Here is a 20,003-nt window from a genome sequence, read left to right as displayed (position 1 = left end):
TAAATATCAGCAAATATGGAGGCATGAAATGGAGAAAACAGCTTCAGCAAAAACGACTCTTTTTATGACGGGCAGTACAGGTTTTATTGGAAGGGAAACGGTCAAACAACTTGTAGAAAACACGGATATACATATGCTTCTCCTGGTTCGCTCCGAGCAGCGGGCCAGAACAGTACTGGCGAGTTATGGTGTAAAAAGCTTTGAGCGGATAACGTTTATCGTTGGGGATTTATCCCTGCAGGGTTTGGGACTTGCACAAAGAGAACACAAACTCGTCAGGGAGTCCAATGTAATCCTTCATGCAGGCGGTACGATGGACATTACTCTGGAGCGAGAGAAGGCAGAGAGAATCTTCATGAATGGGGCAAGAGAAATAGCGCAGCTGGCACAGGATATCCAGGTGAGCGGAGCACTGCGGCATTTTATTCATGTGGTTGGTTTCATGAGTCCTTACGGACAGGAAATTGAGCAGCAAGAACGGATGAAGGTGAGCCATGCGGGCAGCCAAGAGAGTGCATATGAAGAGATGAAATTCCAAGCAGATGCTTATATTCGGGAACATGCAAAACAGTATGGCTATCCTCTGTCTGTCGTAAATCCCAGTACGGTGGTTGGGCCCCGTCCCACAGGTGAAACCGAGCAGACGGGTGGCATCGGACTGCTCATTGGAGCTGTGCAGAAAGGTCTGATGCCTGTAGTACCTGGCGGAAAGTCCTTCTGGCTGCCGCTTGTCGAGAACGATGTCGTAGCAGAGACACTTGTATTCTTGGCCCGTGATGAAGCTCCGCTTGATGGGACGTACCCCCTGTTGGCTCGCAAGGAAGATAGTCCGAATATGAAAGAACTGCTCAATCTGATCACAAGGGAGCTTGATGTGCCTAAACCAGCAGGATCCTTACCTTTAAGCTTGATTCAACGACTCTTGAGCCTTGGCGGAAGTCGAATCAGCGGTATCCCTGCACAATCACTCGCATTTGTTACAGACAGGACCTTCCCGGTACATGAGACGGAGGCGCTTCTGGCACGTATGGGGAGAAGCTGGCCGGATATTCAGGAGCAGCTTCCGTTCATTACGGCCGATCTGGATTACCGCCTTCTGCCAAAGCCTGAAGCTGAACGTTCTCCAACCGATTATATCCGCGTGCGAAAAGGAAATTTGGCCATGTTAGGCTGGGAAGGCGAAGGGGAACCGTGGGTGATCGTGCATGGGCTGCTGCAGTGTGCTGACGATTTGCTCCCGCTTGGAGCACAGCTGCGGCGGCTTACAGGAAATCCCGTCTGGATTATCGATATGGCAGGGTTTGGCCGTTCGCCTATTCACCTTGAACATGACGCATTTATCGGTCAGGTTAATGCTCTTGCGGAAGTTCTGGCTGCAATCCGTGGTCCGCTTAGACTCGTTGGACATTCCGTAGGGGCTGCTGTCGCAGCAGCGGCGGTGAAGCAAAGTGGGCGCACCGATATTCGCACTGCTTTACTGCAGCCTGCCGCAGATAACGCGAGAGATTGGCGTTTGAAACAGATACTCCGTTTACCGCGCCGCATGGTAAGAGCCTTGCTTCGCGGCAGGTCCCGTCAGAGCTGGACACGAATGTTCAATACAGGCAGTGGCGGACAAATCAATGATAGCAGCGTCACGAGACTGGGCCAGAGGGTGTACGCTTATTTCCGATCTCCTCGCATTGCAGGCGCACACGTCGACCTGCTGCGGTGGATTCACCTGGGTCAAGGGAATAGACGGGGATTAAGTTTTTGGGAGGAATACGGAAGCTTTACAAAGACCGGAAATACCTCGGATCGATTGGTTGTCTGGGCTGCCAAGGATCGGGAATACCGCTTTCCAAGCGGTCTGCAGGCCGGGTATAAAAAAGTCGAGGTACCCTATAACCACTACTTCCCTGTGTTGGAGTATGAGCATACAGCGGAGATTCTTGCAGCATGGGCAGGAGAAAGCGGTTGAATAAGAATAGTTCAGCCGTCTGCTGCCCGAATGTTTATTACCATAGAAGGCCTTCTCTTTCCACAATATGTCCACAATAAGGGATGAAAGGACTAAATACGACAAAATTCTACGTCAGATTTACCAACAAATACACAACATGTCCACACTGAAATATTAAATATCCACATAAATATACGTATATATCCACAGGTTGTGAGCAATATGTGCACAACTTATCCACAAAACAGGTATAACTATATATTTTTGTCCAACATCAAGGTTTATCGAAGTGGTTATCCACAGAAATGCGCATCAAAACTCATTTTTTGGGAAGAGGATCGAAAAAGAAAGAGGAGTGGGCCCCTTCTTGCTTGGAAGCCTAAACATTTACGCCAAAATTGCCGATACAACATGTAACGACTCATCGTCTAAAGTTCGACAGCCAAAAGCGTGTTGAAGATCTGATTTTACGGAATGAGAGGGTATGGGGACAATTATGGATGAAGTAATGCAATATATTAATTTCTCGGTCGGAGAACAGATTTTTGCACTTCGCATTGATGAGGTTCATGAAATTATCAGAATGGTAGAGGTTACAACGGTTCCTTTTGGAAGCCCTGAAATCAGAGGATTTGCTTCACTGTACGGCAAGGTGGTTTCGGTCGTAAGTCTTCGCGTGCTGCTCGGTATGCCTGAACAGGAAGACACCTCATCTACACGGATTATCGTTGTTCCATACAAGAACGGGTTTGTGCCGCTAATTGTAGACATGGTAGATTCGGTTGTGACGTATGATCGGTTTGAAGAACCTGCTGAAGAGCATCGCCGCTTCATGATTGGTGTTTTCGACAAAATCGGATTTTGCGCAGATCACCGTGCAGGTATTTTGAATCTGGACGTACTGCTTGGCAGTCTGATCCGTTCTTGATCATTAAAAACGGGTGACAGCCTATACGGCTCGTTTCATTTAAACAAACGATTAAACAAAATGTTCCTTCTCTGTTTTCTGGAGAAGGGACATTTTTTTATGCTGAAAAAGAGGATGAGCGGCACTTTTTATGTGTAAAGGTTTTTAAATCCGTTCATTTTCGTATATGATGGAGAGTAACAATGCGAAGGGATGACGGGAGACTGTAATGATGCAATCGCTGTATGGAGTATGGCTTGGAGACGTATTTTTTTGTTTTTCCGGTGAAACATCGGAACCGCGTGTGGATGCATGGAGCAGCGTGGTGAGAAGGCTGCAATTTGGCGACGGGGGTCGTCTGTTTCAGCCTGCTGCACTGCGTCTTGCCGAACTGCGCTGGCCGAATCCGCTTCGAAATGCTGCAGAAGCCAAGACGGTGAAACGGCGGCAGCTGCTTGGACGCACGCTGGAAGGATTGGCAGTTTCGCCGAAGGATGCCTTCCGGATGCTGATGCAGTGGGACGACCGGATGTTTCTTGCGGCGGGCATTCAGGCTGGGGAGGAAATGCGTTACTGGGTTAAGGCGGCACAGTTCACACAGGAACTGCTGCTTCGCGGGGCAATCGCTCCAGCGGCTGCATTTGCTGCCAAGACCGGTGCAAGGCGGAGAACCGGACAGGAGACACTTGCAGGGGTCTGGCGTCCGCGTCTGCATCTTGAAGAGGATCAGGAGCGTTTCAGAAGCCTTGCCGAATCGATGCCGCCGATTGCGCTGTCAGCACCCGGAGCTTATGCCTCCATGGAGCCGGAAACACGCGAAGAGGCGGCTGGTGCAGTGCTGTTTTCGTTTATGAGCGGGATCATTCATGCCGTGGTCACTAGTGAACTGGAAGGCATGGATAGCGAACTTTCGCGTTATCGGACATCATTCCGGCGCGGTTCTTCACCGGTGTCGGAGCTCTGGTGGAACAGTCTGATCTCGATGTTCCGTCCCGTTACTGTGCAGGGTCCGACGGAGGAAATGGCTGCCTTTGTGGACAGCATTCATGAAGCTGGCGGCACAACGATGCCTGCATTAGGTGCCGAAGAGACGCTGCCCGCCGAAGGCAAATTCAAGCTGGTGCTGCGTTTGGAGCCGCCTTTGGGTGAACAGGATTCTACCTGGGGCATCAGTTTCTGGGTAGACAGTGATCAGGAAGCTGGATTGAGGCTGCCAGCACGTACCATATGGGCACATCCGGAGCGTGATCTGGACCGGGGCAAGGTGTACTACGCGTCAGCGGCAGAGCAGTTACTGATGGCCATCGGTCAGGCGTCCGAGTTGGCACCGGAACTGGAAACCGCTCTGCTGCATGCTAGACCAGAAGGGATTCAGCTGGAGCAGCAGAGTTTTTTTGAATTTCTGACCCATGCGGTTCCCAAACTGCAGAAGGCCGGGGTAACGGTCCTGATGCCATCGAGATGGAGCCGTGCCGGAAAAAGGCGGGCCGGGCTGCGTCTGCAGATGATGAACGGAATTCCGGAACGTCAGCCCGGAGCTGTGTCTGCGCTGGGCATGGAGCAGCTGGTAGCCTTTACTGCAGAGCCGATGCTGGATGGCAAGCCGATTACGGCGGAAGAGCTGGCAGCTCTGGCTGAAGCAACCGTTCCTTATGTGATGTTTCGCGGAGAATGGATAGAAGTAGACACGAAAGAAATTCGCCAGGTGCTTCGTTATATGAAAAAAGAAGAAGAGCAGTATATGCCGCTCTCCGAATGGCTTCATCTGGCCGCAGATGAGGGAGAGGACTCCATCTGGAAAGGCATGTCTGTGTTCGGTGCTGCGTCCGAGGGGATGCTTGCCTTTCTGCTCGAGGGGCAGGTGCTTCGCAGCATCGAACCACGTCCCGTACCAGCGGAGCTGCATGGCGAACTGCGACCGTATCAGGAACGCGGGTATCAATGGTTATCGGCTATGGGAGAGCTTGGTTTCGGGGTATGTCTGGCTGATGATATGGGACTTGGCAAGACGGTCCAAGTGATTACATGTCTGCTGGACCGGAAACAAGAGGAACGGCAGGCTGCACTGCAGGAGGCACAGGAATCAAAAGAAGCCCAAAAGTCCACTGCTGGTCCATCTGCAGATCGAGGATGGATAACCGAAACTATACAGGACAAAGACCCTGGAAAGAGCATGGTTTCGAAACATAGTGAGTCCAACGAAAGAATGCAGACTGCTGCGATGCATGGCGCTGCAGACATGCTGGAAGGTCCATGGCCGGCACTTATTGTCTGTCCAACATCGCTGCTGGGCAACTGGCAGCGCGAGCTGAAGCGTTTTGCGCCAAATCTGTCCCTGTATATTCATCATGGCGGACAGCGGCTTCATGGCAGTGCCTTTCAGGAGGAGGCGCAGAAGCATGACATCGTGCTCACCACCTATCATCTGGCTGGCCGTGACGGTCCGGATCTCGCTTCTCTGCACTGGTCTACGGTTGTGCTGGATGAGGCACAGTATATTAAAAATTATCGTACAAAGCAGGCACAGAGTGTTATGCGGCTGTCGACCTCTCATCGTATTGCCATGACAGGCACGCCGGTGGAGAATCGGCTTAGTGAGCTTTGGTCTATTTTCCAATTTCTCAACCCGGGTTATCTCGGCACATCCTCATCGTTCCGCCAGCGTTATACAGGTCTGGTTCCATCGGAAGAGAATGCGGCCTCGCTGCGTGAGCTGCACCGGTTGGTGTCGCCGTTTATGCTGCGCAGGCTGAAAAGTGATCCGGACATTCGCAAAGACCTGCCCGAGAAGCTGGAGCTGAAATCCTATTGTTCACTGACACCGGAACAGGCGATTTTGTACCAACGTGTCGTCGATGACCTTATGGGCGGTCTGGATGGCCGAAACGGTATTGCTCGCAAAGGCATCGTGCTGTCCTCTCTGACCAAGCTGAAACAAATCTGTGATCATCCTGTTCTGGCGGACAGCAGCCGGAAGGACCATGGGAAGACAGAAGCTTCCGGCAAGATGGAGCGGCTTCTTGAATTGCTGGACGCGATTCGGGATAACGGAGAATCAGCACTCGTATTTACTCAATATGTGGCGATGGGCGAACTGCTCGTTTCCAGGCTGAAGCGGCGTTATGAGGAAGAGCCTTATTTCCTGCACGGCAGTGTGTCCAAGGCACAGCGGGATGAAATGGTGGAGACATTCCAAAGGGGAGAAGGACCATCCATGTTTGTTCTATCTCTACGCGCAGGCGGTGTTGGCCTGAATCTGACGCGGGCAAGCCACGTCATTCACTATGATCGCTGGTGGAATCCTGCGGTGGAGAATCAGGCGACAGACCGGGTGTTCCGCATCGGGCAGAACCGCAACGTGCAGGTACACAAGCTAATCTGTCAGGGGACGCTAGAGGAACGGATCGATGAGTTAATCGAGAGCAAAAAAGCACTCTCCGAGCAGGTGGTTGGTTCAGGAGAGAACTGGCTGACCGAGATGTCCGATGACGAGCTGCGCAGCCTGATCTCGCTTCAAGGGGAGACATGGCTGTAGTTTACTCTTATAAACCATAATGTTCAGTGATGAAGGTATTAAAGCTGTGTGTGGTGCAGCAAAAATCGGCTCGGATGATCAAGGGAGAAAGGGGGATGATGATGAGCGAAAAGTGGAAAGTGGAGCTGCATATGTCCCCCGGGATGTGGACAGCAGAGGTAAATACAGCAGCGAATTCGGGAAAGGAAGCATCCGGGTCCGCTGATGCGAATGAGACCGGAACCGCCTCCACCGGCGTGTTCACGGTCACGGGCACGCTGCCGCAGCTGAGCGAGGCGCAGCGCGAGGCCGTGCTGGCGCAGCTGCGCAGGCGCCCGCTGGCGCTGTACGCCCTGCTGCGCGGCGGCCCGGCGCCCGAGGAGCTCGCCGGGCTGCTGGCCGCGGCTGAGCCTGCAGGCGCGCCAGGCGACGCCGTGCCCGGCGCAGCAGCAGCGTGCACCTGCGGCAGCGCAGGCTGCGCGCATGCCGCGGCTGCGGAGCGTGCCGCTGCTGCACGCCTCGCAGCCGAGCCGCTGCAGCTGCTGGCGCACGCCGGCCTGCCGCGCGAAGCGCTGCTCGCCGGCGTGCTGGGATCATGGGCAGAGGAACTTGCCCATGATCCCAGCGGCCCGGGCCGCGCAGCGGAGACGGCGGGCCGCCCGCAGGCGCGGGCTGGCGAAGGCGGCGCGGCCGTCGGCGAATGGATCGCCGAGGCGGCCGCGGACGGCGCCATGCACCAGCCGGGGCCGGGCTTCGGCGCCGTGGAGGTGCGGCTCGCGCAGCCGGGTACACCGCCGGCGCTGCCTGAACTGACCGCACTGCTGCCGGGTGTGCCCGCAGCCGCAGGTCTGGATCTGATCCGCGAGCGCGTGGCGGCGCGGATGTGGCAGGCTGTCCAGAAGCGCAAGGACAGCCCGGCTTCCAAATGAGGCATATCACCTATTCAGCGGGGGAGATCGGATGATCGCCCTCGCTTGTTTTTGTGGAGATGCATACCCATTTCCAGTTTGCATCGAAGTTGACTAAGTTTGGAATGGCGTATTAAATCTACAGAAAACCAGGGTACAAGCTGTATATAGGGTATAGATCCATATAGAACTTGGGAGAAGGTACTCTTTACTGGTGGAGCTTCGCATGCAATTAAGGTATACTGTCGCAGGGAACATTATAGGAACCGTGTAAAAACGCACATGAATATATGTAATCTAATACTAACGTGATAGGGGTTTTACGATGAAATCAGGAACAGGAAGACAGCGCCGGATCGTGGTGCTGCTGTCCTCACTTATGATATGTGGAGCTGTTCTGGCTGCGTGCCAGAACGGTTCTGGATCGAATGAGAATCAGAACGCAAACGGATCATCCACGGAGCAGGGCGCCGATGGTACTACTGTTCATTTGACCGAAGACCCGGGCACAGAGGGAAAAGGCAATATGGGAGAGAACGCATCCGATTCGGGCAGTGATAAAGGTGCAGAGAGCGGCTCAGACAGCACATCTGCAGGACAGGATCAGGGTTCTTCGGACAATGGAAGTGGAGCGGCGGCTGAAGATCCCTTGATGGAGAAACGCAGTATTAGTGCTTTGCAGACAACGGTAGATTCTCAATCCGTCGTGACTAATGCACAGGCGATGACGGTGATTGTTAACAAACAGCGCAGTCTGCCGGAAGGATATGAGCCGAGTGATCTCGTAGAGCCAAACGTACCGTTTTCCTTCGAGGGCCCCCATGAGAAACGGCATATGCGCAAGGAAGCTGCGGAAGCGCTGGAGAAACTGTTTGCAGGTGCAAAAGCAGACGGTATCGAGCTTCGTGCAGTATCCGGTTACCGGTCTTACAAACGACAAGTATCTATCTACAATAACAATGTGAAAACCAAAGGGGAAGAGTATGCTTCTCGTGTAAGTGCCGTTCCCGGCAGAAGTGAACATCAGACCGGACTAGCGATAGATGTATCGAGTCCAAGCGTGGGTAATGTGCTGGAAGAGGTATTTGGCTCGTCCAAAGAAGGCAAATGGCTGGATGAACATGCAGCCGAGTACGGCTTTATCATCCGTTATCCGCAAGGTGAAGAGGACAAGACCGGTTACGTATACGAGCCTTGGCATATTCGTTATGTGGGTGCCGACCTCGCACCGGATGTGGTCAAAAGCGGATTGACGCTTGAGGAATATTTTGACGAAGCGAATATTAAGCTGTAAATCGTATCTAAACCGTAAATCGGTGACATCACCTATCCACATGTGTATAACTTTTTTCGAACCAGGATGACCCTATCATCAATCCCTTGAATGGCCTATTTTTCAGATCGTGCGGCTGTTCAGGGGATTTATGATGTTGTGGAATAGGCAGGCTGCCGGGTGGAAGGTGCCAGATTTATATATTCGGAATGAATTTGAGCTGTTATAATTTAAGTTTACTTACAGTTTCTATTACATAACAAAGTGAGGGACAAGAAAATGAGCAGACAGCAGGTATTTACCGGCTCCCCTTGGGAACCGCTGGTGGGGTATTGCCGAGCTATTCGTGTGGGTAACCGGGTTGAGGTAGCTGGAACGACAGCCATGCAGGACGGGGTCGTTGTTGGCGCGGGTGATCCCTATGTGCAGACCAAGTTTATTCTGCAGACCATTGAAAAGGCACTGAAAGAGCTGGGGGCAGACATGGCCGATGTCGTTAGAACACGCATGTTTGTCACGGATATTACACAGTGGGAAGAGGTCGGGAGAGCACATGGGGAATTCTTTGGACAGATTCAACCCGCGGCTACCATGGTCGAAGTGAATGCGCTTATTGATCCCTTGCTGATGGTTGAGATTGAGGCTGAGGCAATCATTGATACTTCAGAGGAAGTGTAAATCCCCTTATTCATTCCTCACTCTATTCAGAAGTTTTAATACAGACGGGTTAGAGAATATAAATAACCTTGCCGCTTCTCCGAAGACAAGTGGCAAGGTTATTTGGCATTGCTGTGCTGTTACCAACACTTTATCTGCCCGTATTTTCAATACTTCCGCGAAGTCGAAGGTAGATTTTCTCCTCTGGTCTAAAGGGTTCTAGACTATAGACTCTAAACTATAGGTTACAGGGTATAGCTGTGCACTGTAACCTATAGTTTACTGCTGTCGTCTTATTCTGCTTTAGGCTGCACCGCCGGAAGTTCTATAACCAATTTCCAGGCTGTGCCGATTGGAGGCAGGCTGCGTGTCAGCATGGGGCTGTAGAATCCAATGACTTTGGCACCTTTGATCAACTGCTCGGCTTTTACAGCTTCGCCATTTTGACTAACCAGCGAAGTGGCTTTGTCGATATTCAGTACAACATGATCTGGTGCTGTTTCAGTTAGGCGTGTGCCGTTAATTTCAATTTGGGACACTGCGCCGTCCTTCATATTTACATCTTCAATCGTACCAGAGGTTCCAAAAAGTTCTTGAGGCTGCGCTGCTGTTTCGGCTGCTGTATCCAGCACAGTCACTTTATACGTCGGTGTTTGTGGGGGCAGGCTTTTTGTCATCATTAAGGAGTGTTCGGCTTCAACAACCATACCCAAGGATAGATCGGTAAGTTTAATCTCTTTTCCGTCTGAGGAGATGAACTGACTGTCTTTGTTCAGGTTCAGCACGATGCCATCCTGACCTGCACCGCCAATCTGAATCGACTGGTATTTATCCTGATTCGAAATCCGGGTAATTACACCGCGATCTGTAACTGTCTTCACATCCTCTTCACTTGTAATCGTCACCTGATTACCCGTTGTATTCAGCTGGGCATGCAGTACTTTCTCCGCAAACACAGCAGGTACGTATAGCGTTCCGTCCTTGATTTCAGGTGCTGTACCGAGGGTGAGCAGCATCTTATTAACAGAATACTGATCTTTATCCGTAACCACTTGGGTCCACATCGCTCCGCGAGTCAGCTCGGCGGATTTGTTTTCTTTATGCCATTTCAGTTCGATACCCAAAGCTTCCGCCAGAGAGCGAAGCGGAACCATGGCAGCTTTACTTTCTTTATTCCAGTAACCGTCGGCCACGAATGCACCGTTAACGGATATTTTAACAACTCCGGCAGTGCTGTTATCAGTGGAAGCAGCATGCTGCTCTGCAGGCGGAGCTGCGTTATCCAGTGACGCTGCATAAGCGGCTCCGCCGCTCAGCACCATCGAAAGGGCCATCAAGGTGCTTACTTTTTTCATGCTGTTCTTCATATGATCATCCCTTCTCATCAGTGTAATGTCACGGTAAACTCTTAAATAGAATGCCGCATATCATATTTACTGACGGGATAACCTGGCCCAGTGTTGCACTTGGTCTGTAACAATGTAAACAGCGTGTTAGCCTAAATTCAGATGTTCGCGTAAGAAGCAGGTTATCGGTAGTAGGTTTAGGTTAATGTGAAGATAAGCGGACAAACTTGTGAAATTGAACCTCTACAGACTACATTTGAAGAAATCAATCAGGGCTGCATGTGAGATATGAGGAGGGATATACGGATGAGTGATATGTTGGTCGCGCTCTATCGTTTGCCAGAGCAGGAGAGTGGACTGGAGAAGCTGAGAGCGAAATCCATTGTGATTCGCAGAGCGATTGCCCCGGAGAAGCAGCAGGTGCTGAACTGGGTGAGATCCCATTTTAACCAGCCTTGGGTAGATGAATGTGATGTCGCTTTTGCACGTCAGCCTGTGACCTGTTATATTGCGCTGGAGCATGGGAAAATGATCGGTTTTGCCTGTTATGAAGCTACTTGTCGCAATTTCTTTGGTCCAACTGGAGTAAGCCCGGATGCACGCGGAAAGGGTGTAGGGACAGCGCTGCTGCTGGCCTGCATGCACGCGATGAGAGCAGATGGCTACGGGTATGCGATTATTGGATCGGCTGGTCCGGTCGAATTCTACAAACGAACACTGGGAGCGGTGGAGATTGAAAATTCTACACCCGGTATTTATGAAGGCATGCTGCGGGCAGACTAGACGTTAACGAAGTTTTGGAAAAGGGAGGCAGGACCAGGATGAGCACAAAGCAAATGCTGCATATCGGCATGATCGGCACAGGTTCGATCTCGGATCTTCATATGAGGTGTTATGCCAAAAATGAGGATGCGGTCATCTATGCCATCTGTGATCTGAACGAGGAACGGGCCAAGGCGGCTGCTGCAAAGTATGACGCTCAGTCCGTATATACCAACTACCGCGAGATGCTGGAAGATCCGCATGTAGATGCAGTTAGTATCTGTACGTGGAACAATACCCATGCAGAGTTTGCCATTGCTGCACTTGAGGCAGGCAAGCATGTGCTTCTGGAGAAACCGGTGGCTACGAATGTGGAGGATGCGCTGCGGATTGAGGAAGCGGTGAAAAAGAGCGGTCGTACCTTTGTTGTAGGTTTTGTACGCCGTTATGATAACAACATGCAGATGCTGCGCAGATTTATAGATGCCGGAGAGTTTGGCCAGCTGTATTATGCCAAAGCTTCTATTTTGCGGCGTCTGGGCAACCCGGGAGGGTGGTTTGCAGATAAAGCTCGTTCCGGCGGAGGCCCCTTGATTGATCTGGGTGTACATATTATCGACCAGTGCTGGTATCTGATGGGCAGACCGAAGCCTGTGTCGGTCAGCGGCAATACGTATCGTAAACTCGGCAACCGGGCGAACATTGAACATCTCTCATTTTATAAAGCAGCAGACTACAGTGCCGCCGTTAATAACGTAGAGGATATGGCAAATGCCCTGATTCGTTTCGAAAATGGTGCTTCGCTGGTAGTGGATGTGAGCTTTACCCTGCATGCCCGTGGGGACGAGTCTTTAGTTAAGCTGTACGGAGAACGAGGCGGATTTGAACTGGAGCCGAAAACGCTGATTGTCACGGAGAAAAATGACACGATCATGAACATTGAACCCCAGACAGACCACTCCGGTCTCGATATACATGGTGCGTTCCAGAATCAGATCGATCATTTCGTGGAATGCTGCCTGAACGGTACGCCGCCCATCAGTCCGATTGCGGATGGGGTGGCCTCCACGCGTATGCTGTGCGCCATTTATGAGTCTGCCGAAAAAGGGCAGGAGATCAGGCTGGACTAAGTAGATCGTTGATATAAAAGCACCCCTCCATTTAAGCTCTACTGGTTAGAAGGAGGGGTGCTGCATTTGATGAATAAAGTTCTGTTCCGGCCGACATTCCAATCTGTACTTGTTACTTATTCATGGGCGAATCTTCGTATCCCGGGTCATTGTAGTCGGTATTCTGCAGCTTGGGAAGCACGTTCATATCATCTATGGCTTGTCTGGTCTCAGGTGTGCCGTGATCGTAAAGAAAGGTGTACAGCATCGTCACGCCGTCCGTAAACCGCTCATTTCCCTCATCGTGATCTGCCGACTTGTAAGGCACGGGTGCACGCTGTAGTGAATAGTCATCACCCTTTTCCAGCATTTTCATCAAGTCCTGTAAAGTGGCCAATTGTCCGTCATCCACGATAACTTCAAACGGTGTAGATTCATTTTTGGTTTGCTCAATCAGGTTATGAGTCACCGATACATACAGATGCTGTTTACCGTCCTGCATAATCCAACCCCCATTCCAATATTGAAAAAAGACCTGATACTGTTGAACTGGAAAAAAGACGCTTTTACTGTTAATAAACAGCAGTAAGCGTCCTGAAACGAAAGTGTAGTCTATTTCCCGAACCGATTCGTCACCGGAACCTGCCGGGTGCCTGCCACCATTGTCCCTGAACATAGTGGACAAACCGGAGGCACGGAAGAGTCTTTTTTCGACGATTTTCCGGAAGGGACAGCCGGTTTCTGTCGTAACCATGCTTTGCACGAAGCTGAGCTGCATTTCCAGACAGCTACCATTTCCGTCCGCTCCGTTTTGTCTGAACCTGCGGGTGAGGATGCAGCCGATCGGGAAGTGGAGGCCGTCTGCGCCGTTTTTGGATGAAGGCCGGGTGTACTGAATGCTTTATGATCTCGAATAATTCCGCTGCCGCGCTGCTCACTGAGGCGATCTTCATCCCGTTCATCGAGCATCTCCATTTCCCGATGATCCTTATGATTAATCGCACTGCGCTGCAGCGAATGCCGCTGAGCAGCATTCGCTGGCTGTGACCTTGAATGATGAAGCGTCCCGCCGCTCTGACCACTCTCATGTCTGCTGCCATTCCCGGCGTCCCGGATGCTTTTCCAGTTGCCGCTGCCGGTTCGGCTGTTTCCATTTCCGTTATATCCTTCATTTCGGTTATTTCCATAAGATGCTGTGCCGCTGGCACGGCTCTCTTCCCGTGTTTTGCGTTTGTCGGGTACTTCCATACCGAAGGCTTCCAGCAGGAAACGAGACACGTCTGCAGGTTTACCGTGATGGCTCGCTGGTGAGGTTACATAGAGATGCTGCTTCGCTCGGGTGATTGCAACATAAGCGAGTCTGCGTTCCTCCTCCAGTGCCATATCCAGATCAGCATCCGTCTGCTGCACGGTAAGTGCTGCCTTCTGATCCTCCGGAATATCCTGCCGCAGAGCAGTGCTGTGCGGCACGATGCCTTCGCTGGCTCCGATCCAGTAGACGCAGGGAAACTCAAGTCCTTTGGCCCTATGAATGGTCATGAGCTGCACGGCGTCACTATCCTGCGCGCGGCGCAGTGATTCCATCTCCCGATGCCTGCGTGACAGCTCGTCCGCGAATTGCACGAATTCCTCCACGGTTTCGAACTTTTTGACAGCTGCTTCAAACTCATCCAGTGTTTCCAGCATCGTTTCCTTATAATGGGTGAAAATGGAAGGATCGCCGCTCTCCATATATTTATCATAAAAATGACGGCGCATCTCCTGAATCGCATTGATGGGCTTGAGCTTATGCAGGGATTTGATCAGCTTGATGCGTTCCTTGACCTGCTCCTGTTGAAAAGGTTTTAGCTTGTCCCATTTGCTCAGATGGATCAGCGGGTATTTCTTGGCCTGTTCCTGCTCACAGCGCTGGATATACTCCAATCCTGCATCACGGGACACGTACAGCGGACCGAGTGCACTTGGCAGAGCATCCATTGCCCGCGGGTTCAGAGACAGCCGCATATGATCCATCAAAGGTTTGATGAGAGACTGATCATAGAATACCGGGGCAGCCCCATGCTGTACAAACGGCACATCCTTCAGTACCAACTGCTCAAACACGGCCCGGCTGCTGCTGGCTGTCCGGTGCAAAATGGCTATGTCCCGATATGGATACAGCCCTTCCTCCACCTGCTGACAGATCTGATGAACGACCCAGGCCGCTTCTTCTTCGGCATTGGAAGGAGTGGCAAAGCGAGGTGCATCCCCACGCTGTCCTGCCGCACGCAGCCGTTTGTCCCGTCTGCGTTTATTGCGTGCAACCAGCTCACTGCCGAGCCCCAGAATACGAGCATCACTGCGATAATTAATATCCAGCGTCACGATGCGCGCACCCGGGTATACTTTATCGAATTCCAAAATCGATTCCTGCCGTGCGCCGTTAAACGTATATATTGTCTGGTCATCGTCTCCGACAACCATCAGATTGCGGTGTGCTCCAGCGAGCATCTGTACAATTTCGTACTGCAGCCGGTTGGTATCCTGAAATTCATCAACCATAATGTATTGAAAACGCCGCTGCAGCGGCTTTAACACCGCCGGATCACGAAGCAGCGCGGCCGCGCGCAGCAGGATATCATCAAAGTCCATTTTGCCGCGATCCTGCTTCCAGGTTTCGTATCCGAGCAGCACCCGTTTGGCATCGCGCTCATCCTGCGTTTTCTCCGGCAGATCTGCCGTATCTGATCCCTGCATCTTCCACGCGGACAGCATCGCCAGCAGACTCTCCGGCTGGAAAGCCTCGCTCATGCCATTCTGGCGAAGCAGCATTTTCAGCACCGTATGCTGGGCTCGCGGCTCACCAAAAATGTCTTCCTGCACTCCGTAATGGCGCAGCAATGTCAGTGCAAACGAGTGAAAGGTTCGAGCCTGCACGGCCCTTGCTGCAGCAGGTCTGATGCCCGGCAGAGCAGCGATCCGGTCTTTCATCTCGGCGGCAGCCTTGTTGGTAAACGTTACGAGCAGTATGCTGGCCGCTTGTACACCACTGACTTCCATCAGATAGCCTGCTCTTGCAGCGAGTACGGTTGTTTTGCCGCATCCGGCACCCGCGAGGGTGAGTATAGGTCCTCTGCCATGGCGCACGGCCGAGATTTGCGGACCGTTAAGCTTGATGCCTGCTTTCTCTAGCGAGCGGAAGTAATATGCATCCTGCTGGTCGTCACCCACAAGCTGCCGACTGGTTTCCAGCGGTGCTGCCGGGGATTGGGGCAGGGATGCTGCCGGGGTCACCCCGAGCGGACGGGGGTAAAACGTTGAGTTCGGACTTAACATGTTTCATCCACCTCTGTATGCATTCAGGGATAGGACTATCCCGTTCAAAAGTAAACCATTTGCCCTTTTCACAATCGCATTGTAAATTGGTAAGATAGAGTTAGCTGCGAGTCATGCGTGTTTCAAACGGCATCGCTTCATCGATATGGAGTGAAAATCCATAAGTAATGGAGCCAAAGTTCCATTATACCGAACGTATGGTCTTGACGAAAGCCCCTGTTTCTATCCAATATCCGCATAAAATGGGGTGCCGGCGCGATTTTTCGCAACTTTTTGGCTTCATATCGTATAAGTTATATATCTAGGGCAATTCGCATGCTGCGAACTGCCGACCTACTACTAATGAAGAATGAAATGATATTGTTTTGACGGGACAGAGGAGGAATGAATATGAAACTGCTTCAGCGCATCAAAAATGGAGCAAATAAAGCAACAGAACGGGCACAACACGCCGTTGAGATTGGCAAATTGAACAATCAGATTGTGGGCTTGCAGCAGGAACAGGAAGTCCATTTTACCGATATGGGCCGGATCTTCTATGAGGGTTACCGTATACAGGATATGACGCGGGCCGAAAAAGAGATGGTGGATCTGTCTCAACTGTGCGACGAATTGCAGGATGAGATCGACGCTCTGCGGAGCAAGATTGCTGAGCTGAAAAATGAACGGCTGTGCGAGTGTGGACACGTCGCAACGCTGGATGCCAACTTCTGTCCGAAGTGTGGACGCAAGCTGGGGGAATTCAAACCAGGTACGGCTGCATCGGGAGCTGCAGAAGCTGCTCCAGCCGTTAATACGGCAAAACAAGAAGCAGCAGCCGCTCAGAATCCGGCTGTGGAACAGTCGATTTTTAATGCACAAGCCGTGGAAGATCATGAAGAGCCTGAGCCGTATCATACGGTTATTCCATCCATTGCCGATCTCGAAACAGAGCCGGAGTATAACAGCACCGAGTTTACACTGGAAGAGAAGGAGGCGTTCGATGCAGAGTGGGAGCGCCGCAGGGAAGAGGAGATGCAGCGGGAACGTGAGCGTCAGCAGGAGCTGGATGAGCGTATTCGTTATTGGAAAGAAAACAATCCAATTGTAAATACAGTAGATGTACAGACAGAACTGCCGCGTGAAATGGTGAAATGTCAGATCTGTGCATCCGAACTGCCCAAAGGCTCGAAGTGGTGCCCGCGCTGCGGTGCCGAGCAGATCTGATGTGATGCAGTGGACGTGCTGCCATTAGGCAGTGCTGGTTGCTGACAGCATGGGGGGACAGAAATATGGACCAACTGCTGCATCATTTACGTCATCTCGGGTTTACCGAGATGGAATCCAGAATTATGGTGGAATTAGCCCGTCAGGGATCAGCCTCGGGGTATGAGGTTGCCAAACGGCTGGGGGTGTCCCGTTCGAATGTGTATGCATCCCTGCAGCGCTTGGAACAGCGGGGATTTCTCAGGTGCAGCCCGGGCGAGCCTGCGAAATACAGCATGCTGAAACCTGAAGAGATGACACGCATGATCTCGGATCAGATGCATACTTCGCTGGATTATGTGGAGCGAAGTATGCCGAAGAGTGAGCCGGAGAAACCTGTGTTTTACAATGTGGAAGGTGACAAAAATGTGTTTGAGAACCTGAGCCGTGAGCTGGCCGGGGCCGAGCAGGAGATCGTGGTAGACGTCTGGCGGGAAGAAGCCGAGCTGCTTCGGGAAGATCTGCAGCAGGCGGAGGCTCGGGGCGTGCGCCTCTTGTGGTCCTGTGAGGGCGGAGAAGGCATGCTGGACCATCCACTTCCTTTCCCGGGCCTGCCGATATCTGGAACGGGGACGGGGCGCAAGTTCTCGCTGGTCGTGGATCGCCGCTGGTGCATGCTCGGCATGCGCGGGCAGTCCACTTCAACGCAGGCCGTGGTCACAGAGCATCCGGTGATGACGGGCCTGCTGCTGAATCACTTTGCACAGGAACTGGTGCTGTATGAACTGGAGCAGGACATGGGTGAGGAGCTGCAGAGCCGTTACGGACGACGATATGCAGATATCGCTGCACGGTACTGGTCTTCCCCTGCACCAAGAGATGTACGGTAACGGGAAGAGAAGCAGACATAGCGGCTTTATGGCCGTGAACTATAAAAGGACGATCCGTGGACGATGGCTCGCTGCGCCTCGTCCTTTTGTTGTTAGGGCTAGTACAGTATTTCAGATCCAGGTTAATGCTGCTTAAGGTATGGAGATTTAAAGTAAGAAGATTTAAGGTATGAAGTGATGCTGATGTTGAGAAAATGAAGTTATGCTTGTTTAACTCGTTTCAGCGCTTCGAACACATCGATATAATATTCGGTGCCGTGCGGCACAAAATCTGCTGTCCGGACTTCACGCAGGATGCGATCAGTGCGGGCAGGCTGCTTGGAATGGCCAAGATCGGATGAGATGCCAGCTGATGTCGGCACAGATGATGCTGCGCCTTCCGGCATGGACACAGAAGAATGCGGCCGCACACCTGATGCCTGAATGACATTCGTCTGCTGCTCGAAAAGAGCAATCAGCTCATCCAGTGGTGCCTCATACAGGCTGTCTACTTCGCTGGCCTGGAGGCGATAAGACTCCAGCGGCTGATTCAGGCATAAGCCGTATACTGCGCTGATCTCCCGGTCCAGGAAAGGAACTCCGCGGACCTCGCCCTGGAGCTGCTGCTCAGCTGTAAACAAATAAGTTAGTGCTTCGAATGACGTATGCACACCGAGTTCTTCTTCAAGCTCACGGGAGGCGTCCTGCAGCTGTTCACCAGCTGTGAGGTGGCCGGCTGCCGTAATGTCGTAATATCCCGGGAAAGTATCCTTGATATCCCGCCGTCGCTGAAACAGAATCATACGCTGGTCACCTTCATCACGCACGATCCAGCAGTGAAAGGAGCGATGCCAATATCCTTTGGCATGAACCTCGTTTCGGGGAGCTGTACCGATCCATTTTTGCTGATTGTCATAAATGTCGAAACGTTCTGGGGTCATGATACGTATCTCCTTATATAGCAGAATTTAAAGTTCAAAATTTCACAAACTATGTTTTTAACGAAAGGGGAACGATTGTATGGAATGCATTGTACACTTTCAGGTGATTTATCCGCAACCTCAGGAGCGCAAAACCCTTAGAGGACTTATCTTTGTAGGGCAGGGTCAGGAGCCGGCGAGCAGTCAGCTTACGACGATGTTTAAAGACATGGGATTTCATGTTCGACTGGAGGACGAGGCACAGCTGTTGTTTAAGCCAACGGATGCCAATGCTAACTTTGAGTATATCCGGGTCACTGAACTGGATACCGGGGAAGAGGTTTACAAGGAAGACAAAGACCTCAAATCGATTCTGGAACATCTGCTTCCGCGGCGTTTCTAAGCAGGGAGCATAGGATTGACGAGCAAGTTTTTTTGATAAATGAAAAAAAGGTCCCGCCTCAATAGGTGGAACCTGGACATACGCAGGTTTGATGTAATTTATATGTGTATACATAGCAGTGAATATGTCTCATACCAAACTTTGAATATGCTTTATAAGCTTACCGTGATGGCTGGATAAGCATTAAACTTAAACGGCTTTTATCTGTGAGCATCAGTATCAAAGAATCAAACCTGCGTCATTGTTTATTTTTATACATAACCATAGATCAACGTTTAAGCCGGAGCGCTGCTTCCTTCTGCCTCGAGCTGTGAGGTGCATTGGGAACAACGGGTAGCTCGAGCCGGAATTTCAGATAGACAGTACTTGCAGGCTTTGGTCGTTTTTTCCGGTTCGGGCTTGGCATGCTCCTTGCGTTTGAGATAGTTGATGCCCTTCACCAGCATAAAGATACAGAACGCCACGATAATGAAATCAATCAGGATATTGATGAACTGACCGTAGGCGATGACGGTAGCCCCAGCCTCGTTGGCTTGAGCCAGTGTTGTGATCTCTTGTCCGCCTGCTGTTTTTACATCAGGGTCCAAGTTAATAATTTTCTGGCTGAAATCAATCCCGCCGAGCAGTTTCCCGACCGGAGGCATGATGATATCATTCACAAGGGACGTAACGATTTTTCCAAAAGCAGCCCCGATTATGACACCGACCGCCAGATCAATAACGCTGCCGCGCACAGCAAACTCCTTAAATTCTTTCAGTATGCCTCTCATTGTGACAATCTCCTTTAACGACTATATTCAGAACGCTTCCTCTCAGGTTCATCCCTTCAGGACACGCTTTCGTTCTCATATTGTACAAAAAAAATGAGAATCAATCATCCCCTTGTTTGCAAA

At 51.5% G+C, this 20,003-nt stretch carries 16 protein-coding genes; 11 read left to right on the top strand and 5 right to left on the bottom strand.

The window, feature by feature from the left end; all coding sequences use genetic code 11:
- Nucleotides 1–28 precede the first annotated feature (28 nt).
- From ABXS70_RS23280 to ABXS70_RS23255, 6 genes are all read left to right on the top strand, one after another.
- Nucleotides 29–1,960, top strand: a complete 1,932-nt coding sequence (locus ABXS70_RS23280; protein WP_342554032.1) for an alpha/beta fold hydrolase — start codon at nucleotides 29–31, stop codon at nucleotides 1,958–1,960.
- Nucleotides 1,961–2,438: 478 nt separating this feature from the next.
- Nucleotides 2,439–2,870 carry a chemotaxis protein CheW gene (locus ABXS70_RS23275; protein WP_342554033.1) on the top strand — a complete coding sequence of 144 codons (432 nt, stop codon included), beginning with the start codon at nucleotides 2,439–2,441 and terminating at the stop codon, nucleotides 2,868–2,870.
- Between the two features lie 211 nt (nucleotides 2,871–3,081).
- Complete coding sequence (locus ABXS70_RS23270) at nucleotides 3,082–6,384, top strand: DEAD/DEAH box helicase (RefSeq protein WP_342556212.1); 3,303 nt, start codon at nucleotides 3,082–3,084, stop codon at nucleotides 6,382–6,384.
- Nucleotides 6,385–6,479: 95 nt separating this feature from the next.
- Nucleotides 6,480–7,292 (top strand): hypothetical protein, encoded by an 813-nt coding sequence (locus ABXS70_RS23265; protein WP_366291201.1) that lies wholly within the window; start codon nucleotides 6,480–6,482, stop codon nucleotides 7,290–7,292.
- Nucleotides 7,293–7,596: 304 nt separating this feature from the next.
- On the top strand, nucleotides 7,597–8,565 hold the full coding sequence (locus ABXS70_RS23260; RefSeq protein ID WP_342554036.1) for a D-alanyl-D-alanine carboxypeptidase family protein: 969 nt from the start codon (nucleotides 7,597–7,599) through the stop codon (nucleotides 8,563–8,565).
- A gap of 258 nt (nucleotides 8,566–8,823) precedes the next feature.
- Nucleotides 8,824–9,222 carry a RidA family protein gene (locus tag ABXS70_RS23255; protein WP_342554037.1) on the top strand — a complete coding sequence of 133 codons (399 nt, stop codon included), beginning with the start codon at nucleotides 8,824–8,826 and terminating at the stop codon, nucleotides 9,220–9,222.
- A 272-nt stretch (nucleotides 9,223–9,494) separates the two neighbouring features.
- Here the strand turns inward: ABXS70_RS23255 and ABXS70_RS23250 are convergent, their stop codons facing one another.
- On the bottom strand, nucleotides 9,495–10,568 hold the full coding sequence (locus ABXS70_RS23250; protein WP_366291197.1) for a copper amine oxidase N-terminal domain-containing protein: 1,074 nt from the start codon (nucleotides 10,566–10,568) through the stop codon (nucleotides 9,495–9,497).
- 285 nt (nucleotides 10,569–10,853) lie between these two features.
- Here ABXS70_RS23250 and ABXS70_RS23245 point away from each other — a divergent pair, with 285 nt between their 5' ends.
- The gene (locus tag ABXS70_RS23245) at nucleotides 10,854–11,330 is read left to right on the top strand and encodes a GNAT family N-acetyltransferase (RefSeq protein WP_366291194.1); all 477 of its coding nucleotides are present in this window, start codon (nucleotides 10,854–10,856) and stop codon (nucleotides 11,328–11,330) included.
- Nucleotides 11,331–11,368: 38 nt separating this feature from the next.
- Entirely contained in the window at nucleotides 11,369–12,439 is a 1,071-nt protein-coding gene (locus ABXS70_RS23240; RefSeq protein ID WP_342554040.1) for a Gfo/Idh/MocA family oxidoreductase, read from the top strand.
- Between the two features lie 112 nt (nucleotides 12,440–12,551).
- Here ABXS70_RS23240 and ABXS70_RS23235 read toward each other — a convergent pair whose 3' ends face one another.
- Entirely contained in the window at nucleotides 12,552–12,920 is a 369-nt protein-coding gene (locus tag ABXS70_RS23235) for a hypothetical protein (RefSeq protein WP_342554041.1), read from the bottom strand.
- A 110-nt stretch (nucleotides 12,921–13,030) separates the two neighbouring features.
- Nucleotides 13,031–15,733, bottom strand: a complete 2,703-nt coding sequence (locus ABXS70_RS23230; protein ID WP_366291189.1) for a UvrD-helicase domain-containing protein — start codon at nucleotides 15,731–15,733, stop codon at nucleotides 13,031–13,033.
- Nucleotides 15,734–16,123: 390 nt separating this feature from the next.
- On the opposite strand from ABXS70_RS23230, the gene ABXS70_RS23225 reads away from it, so the two are divergent.
- Nucleotides 16,124–16,939 carry a zinc ribbon domain-containing protein gene (locus ABXS70_RS23225; RefSeq protein WP_342554043.1) on the top strand — a complete coding sequence of 272 codons (816 nt, stop codon included), beginning with the start codon at nucleotides 16,124–16,126 and terminating at the stop codon, nucleotides 16,937–16,939.
- Nucleotides 16,940–17,004: 65 nt separating this feature from the next.
- A complete protein-coding gene (locus ABXS70_RS23220) occupies nucleotides 17,005–17,808 on the top strand; it encodes a helix-turn-helix domain-containing protein (protein ID WP_342554044.1) in 804 nt (267 codons plus the stop codon).
- Between the two features lie 200 nt (nucleotides 17,809–18,008).
- Here the strand turns inward: ABXS70_RS23220 and ABXS70_RS23215 are convergent, their stop codons facing one another.
- On the bottom strand, nucleotides 18,009–18,728 hold the full coding sequence (locus ABXS70_RS23215) for an NUDIX domain-containing protein (protein ID WP_366291185.1): 720 nt from the start codon (nucleotides 18,726–18,728) through the stop codon (nucleotides 18,009–18,011).
- A gap of 79 nt (nucleotides 18,729–18,807) precedes the next feature.
- On the opposite strand from ABXS70_RS23215, the gene ABXS70_RS23210 reads away from it, so the two are divergent.
- Entirely contained in the window at nucleotides 18,808–19,110 is a 303-nt protein-coding gene (locus ABXS70_RS23210) for a hypothetical protein (RefSeq protein WP_342554046.1), read from the top strand.
- 275 nt (nucleotides 19,111–19,385) lie between these two features.
- Here ABXS70_RS23210 and mscL read toward each other — a convergent pair whose 3' ends face one another.
- Nucleotides 19,386–19,880 (bottom strand): large conductance mechanosensitive channel protein MscL, encoded by a 495-nt coding sequence (mscL, locus tag ABXS70_RS23205; protein ID WP_366291181.1) that lies wholly within the window; start codon nucleotides 19,878–19,880, stop codon nucleotides 19,386–19,388.
- Nucleotides 19,881–20,003: the final 123 nt, after the last annotated feature.

The sequence above is a fragment of the Paenibacillus sp. AN1007 genome (assembly GCF_040702995.1).
GTDB lineage: Bacteria > Bacillota > Bacilli > Paenibacillales > Paenibacillaceae > Paenibacillus.
Note: the sequence above shows the minus strand (reverse complement) of the source record. Positions and strands in the feature narration are given on the sequence as shown.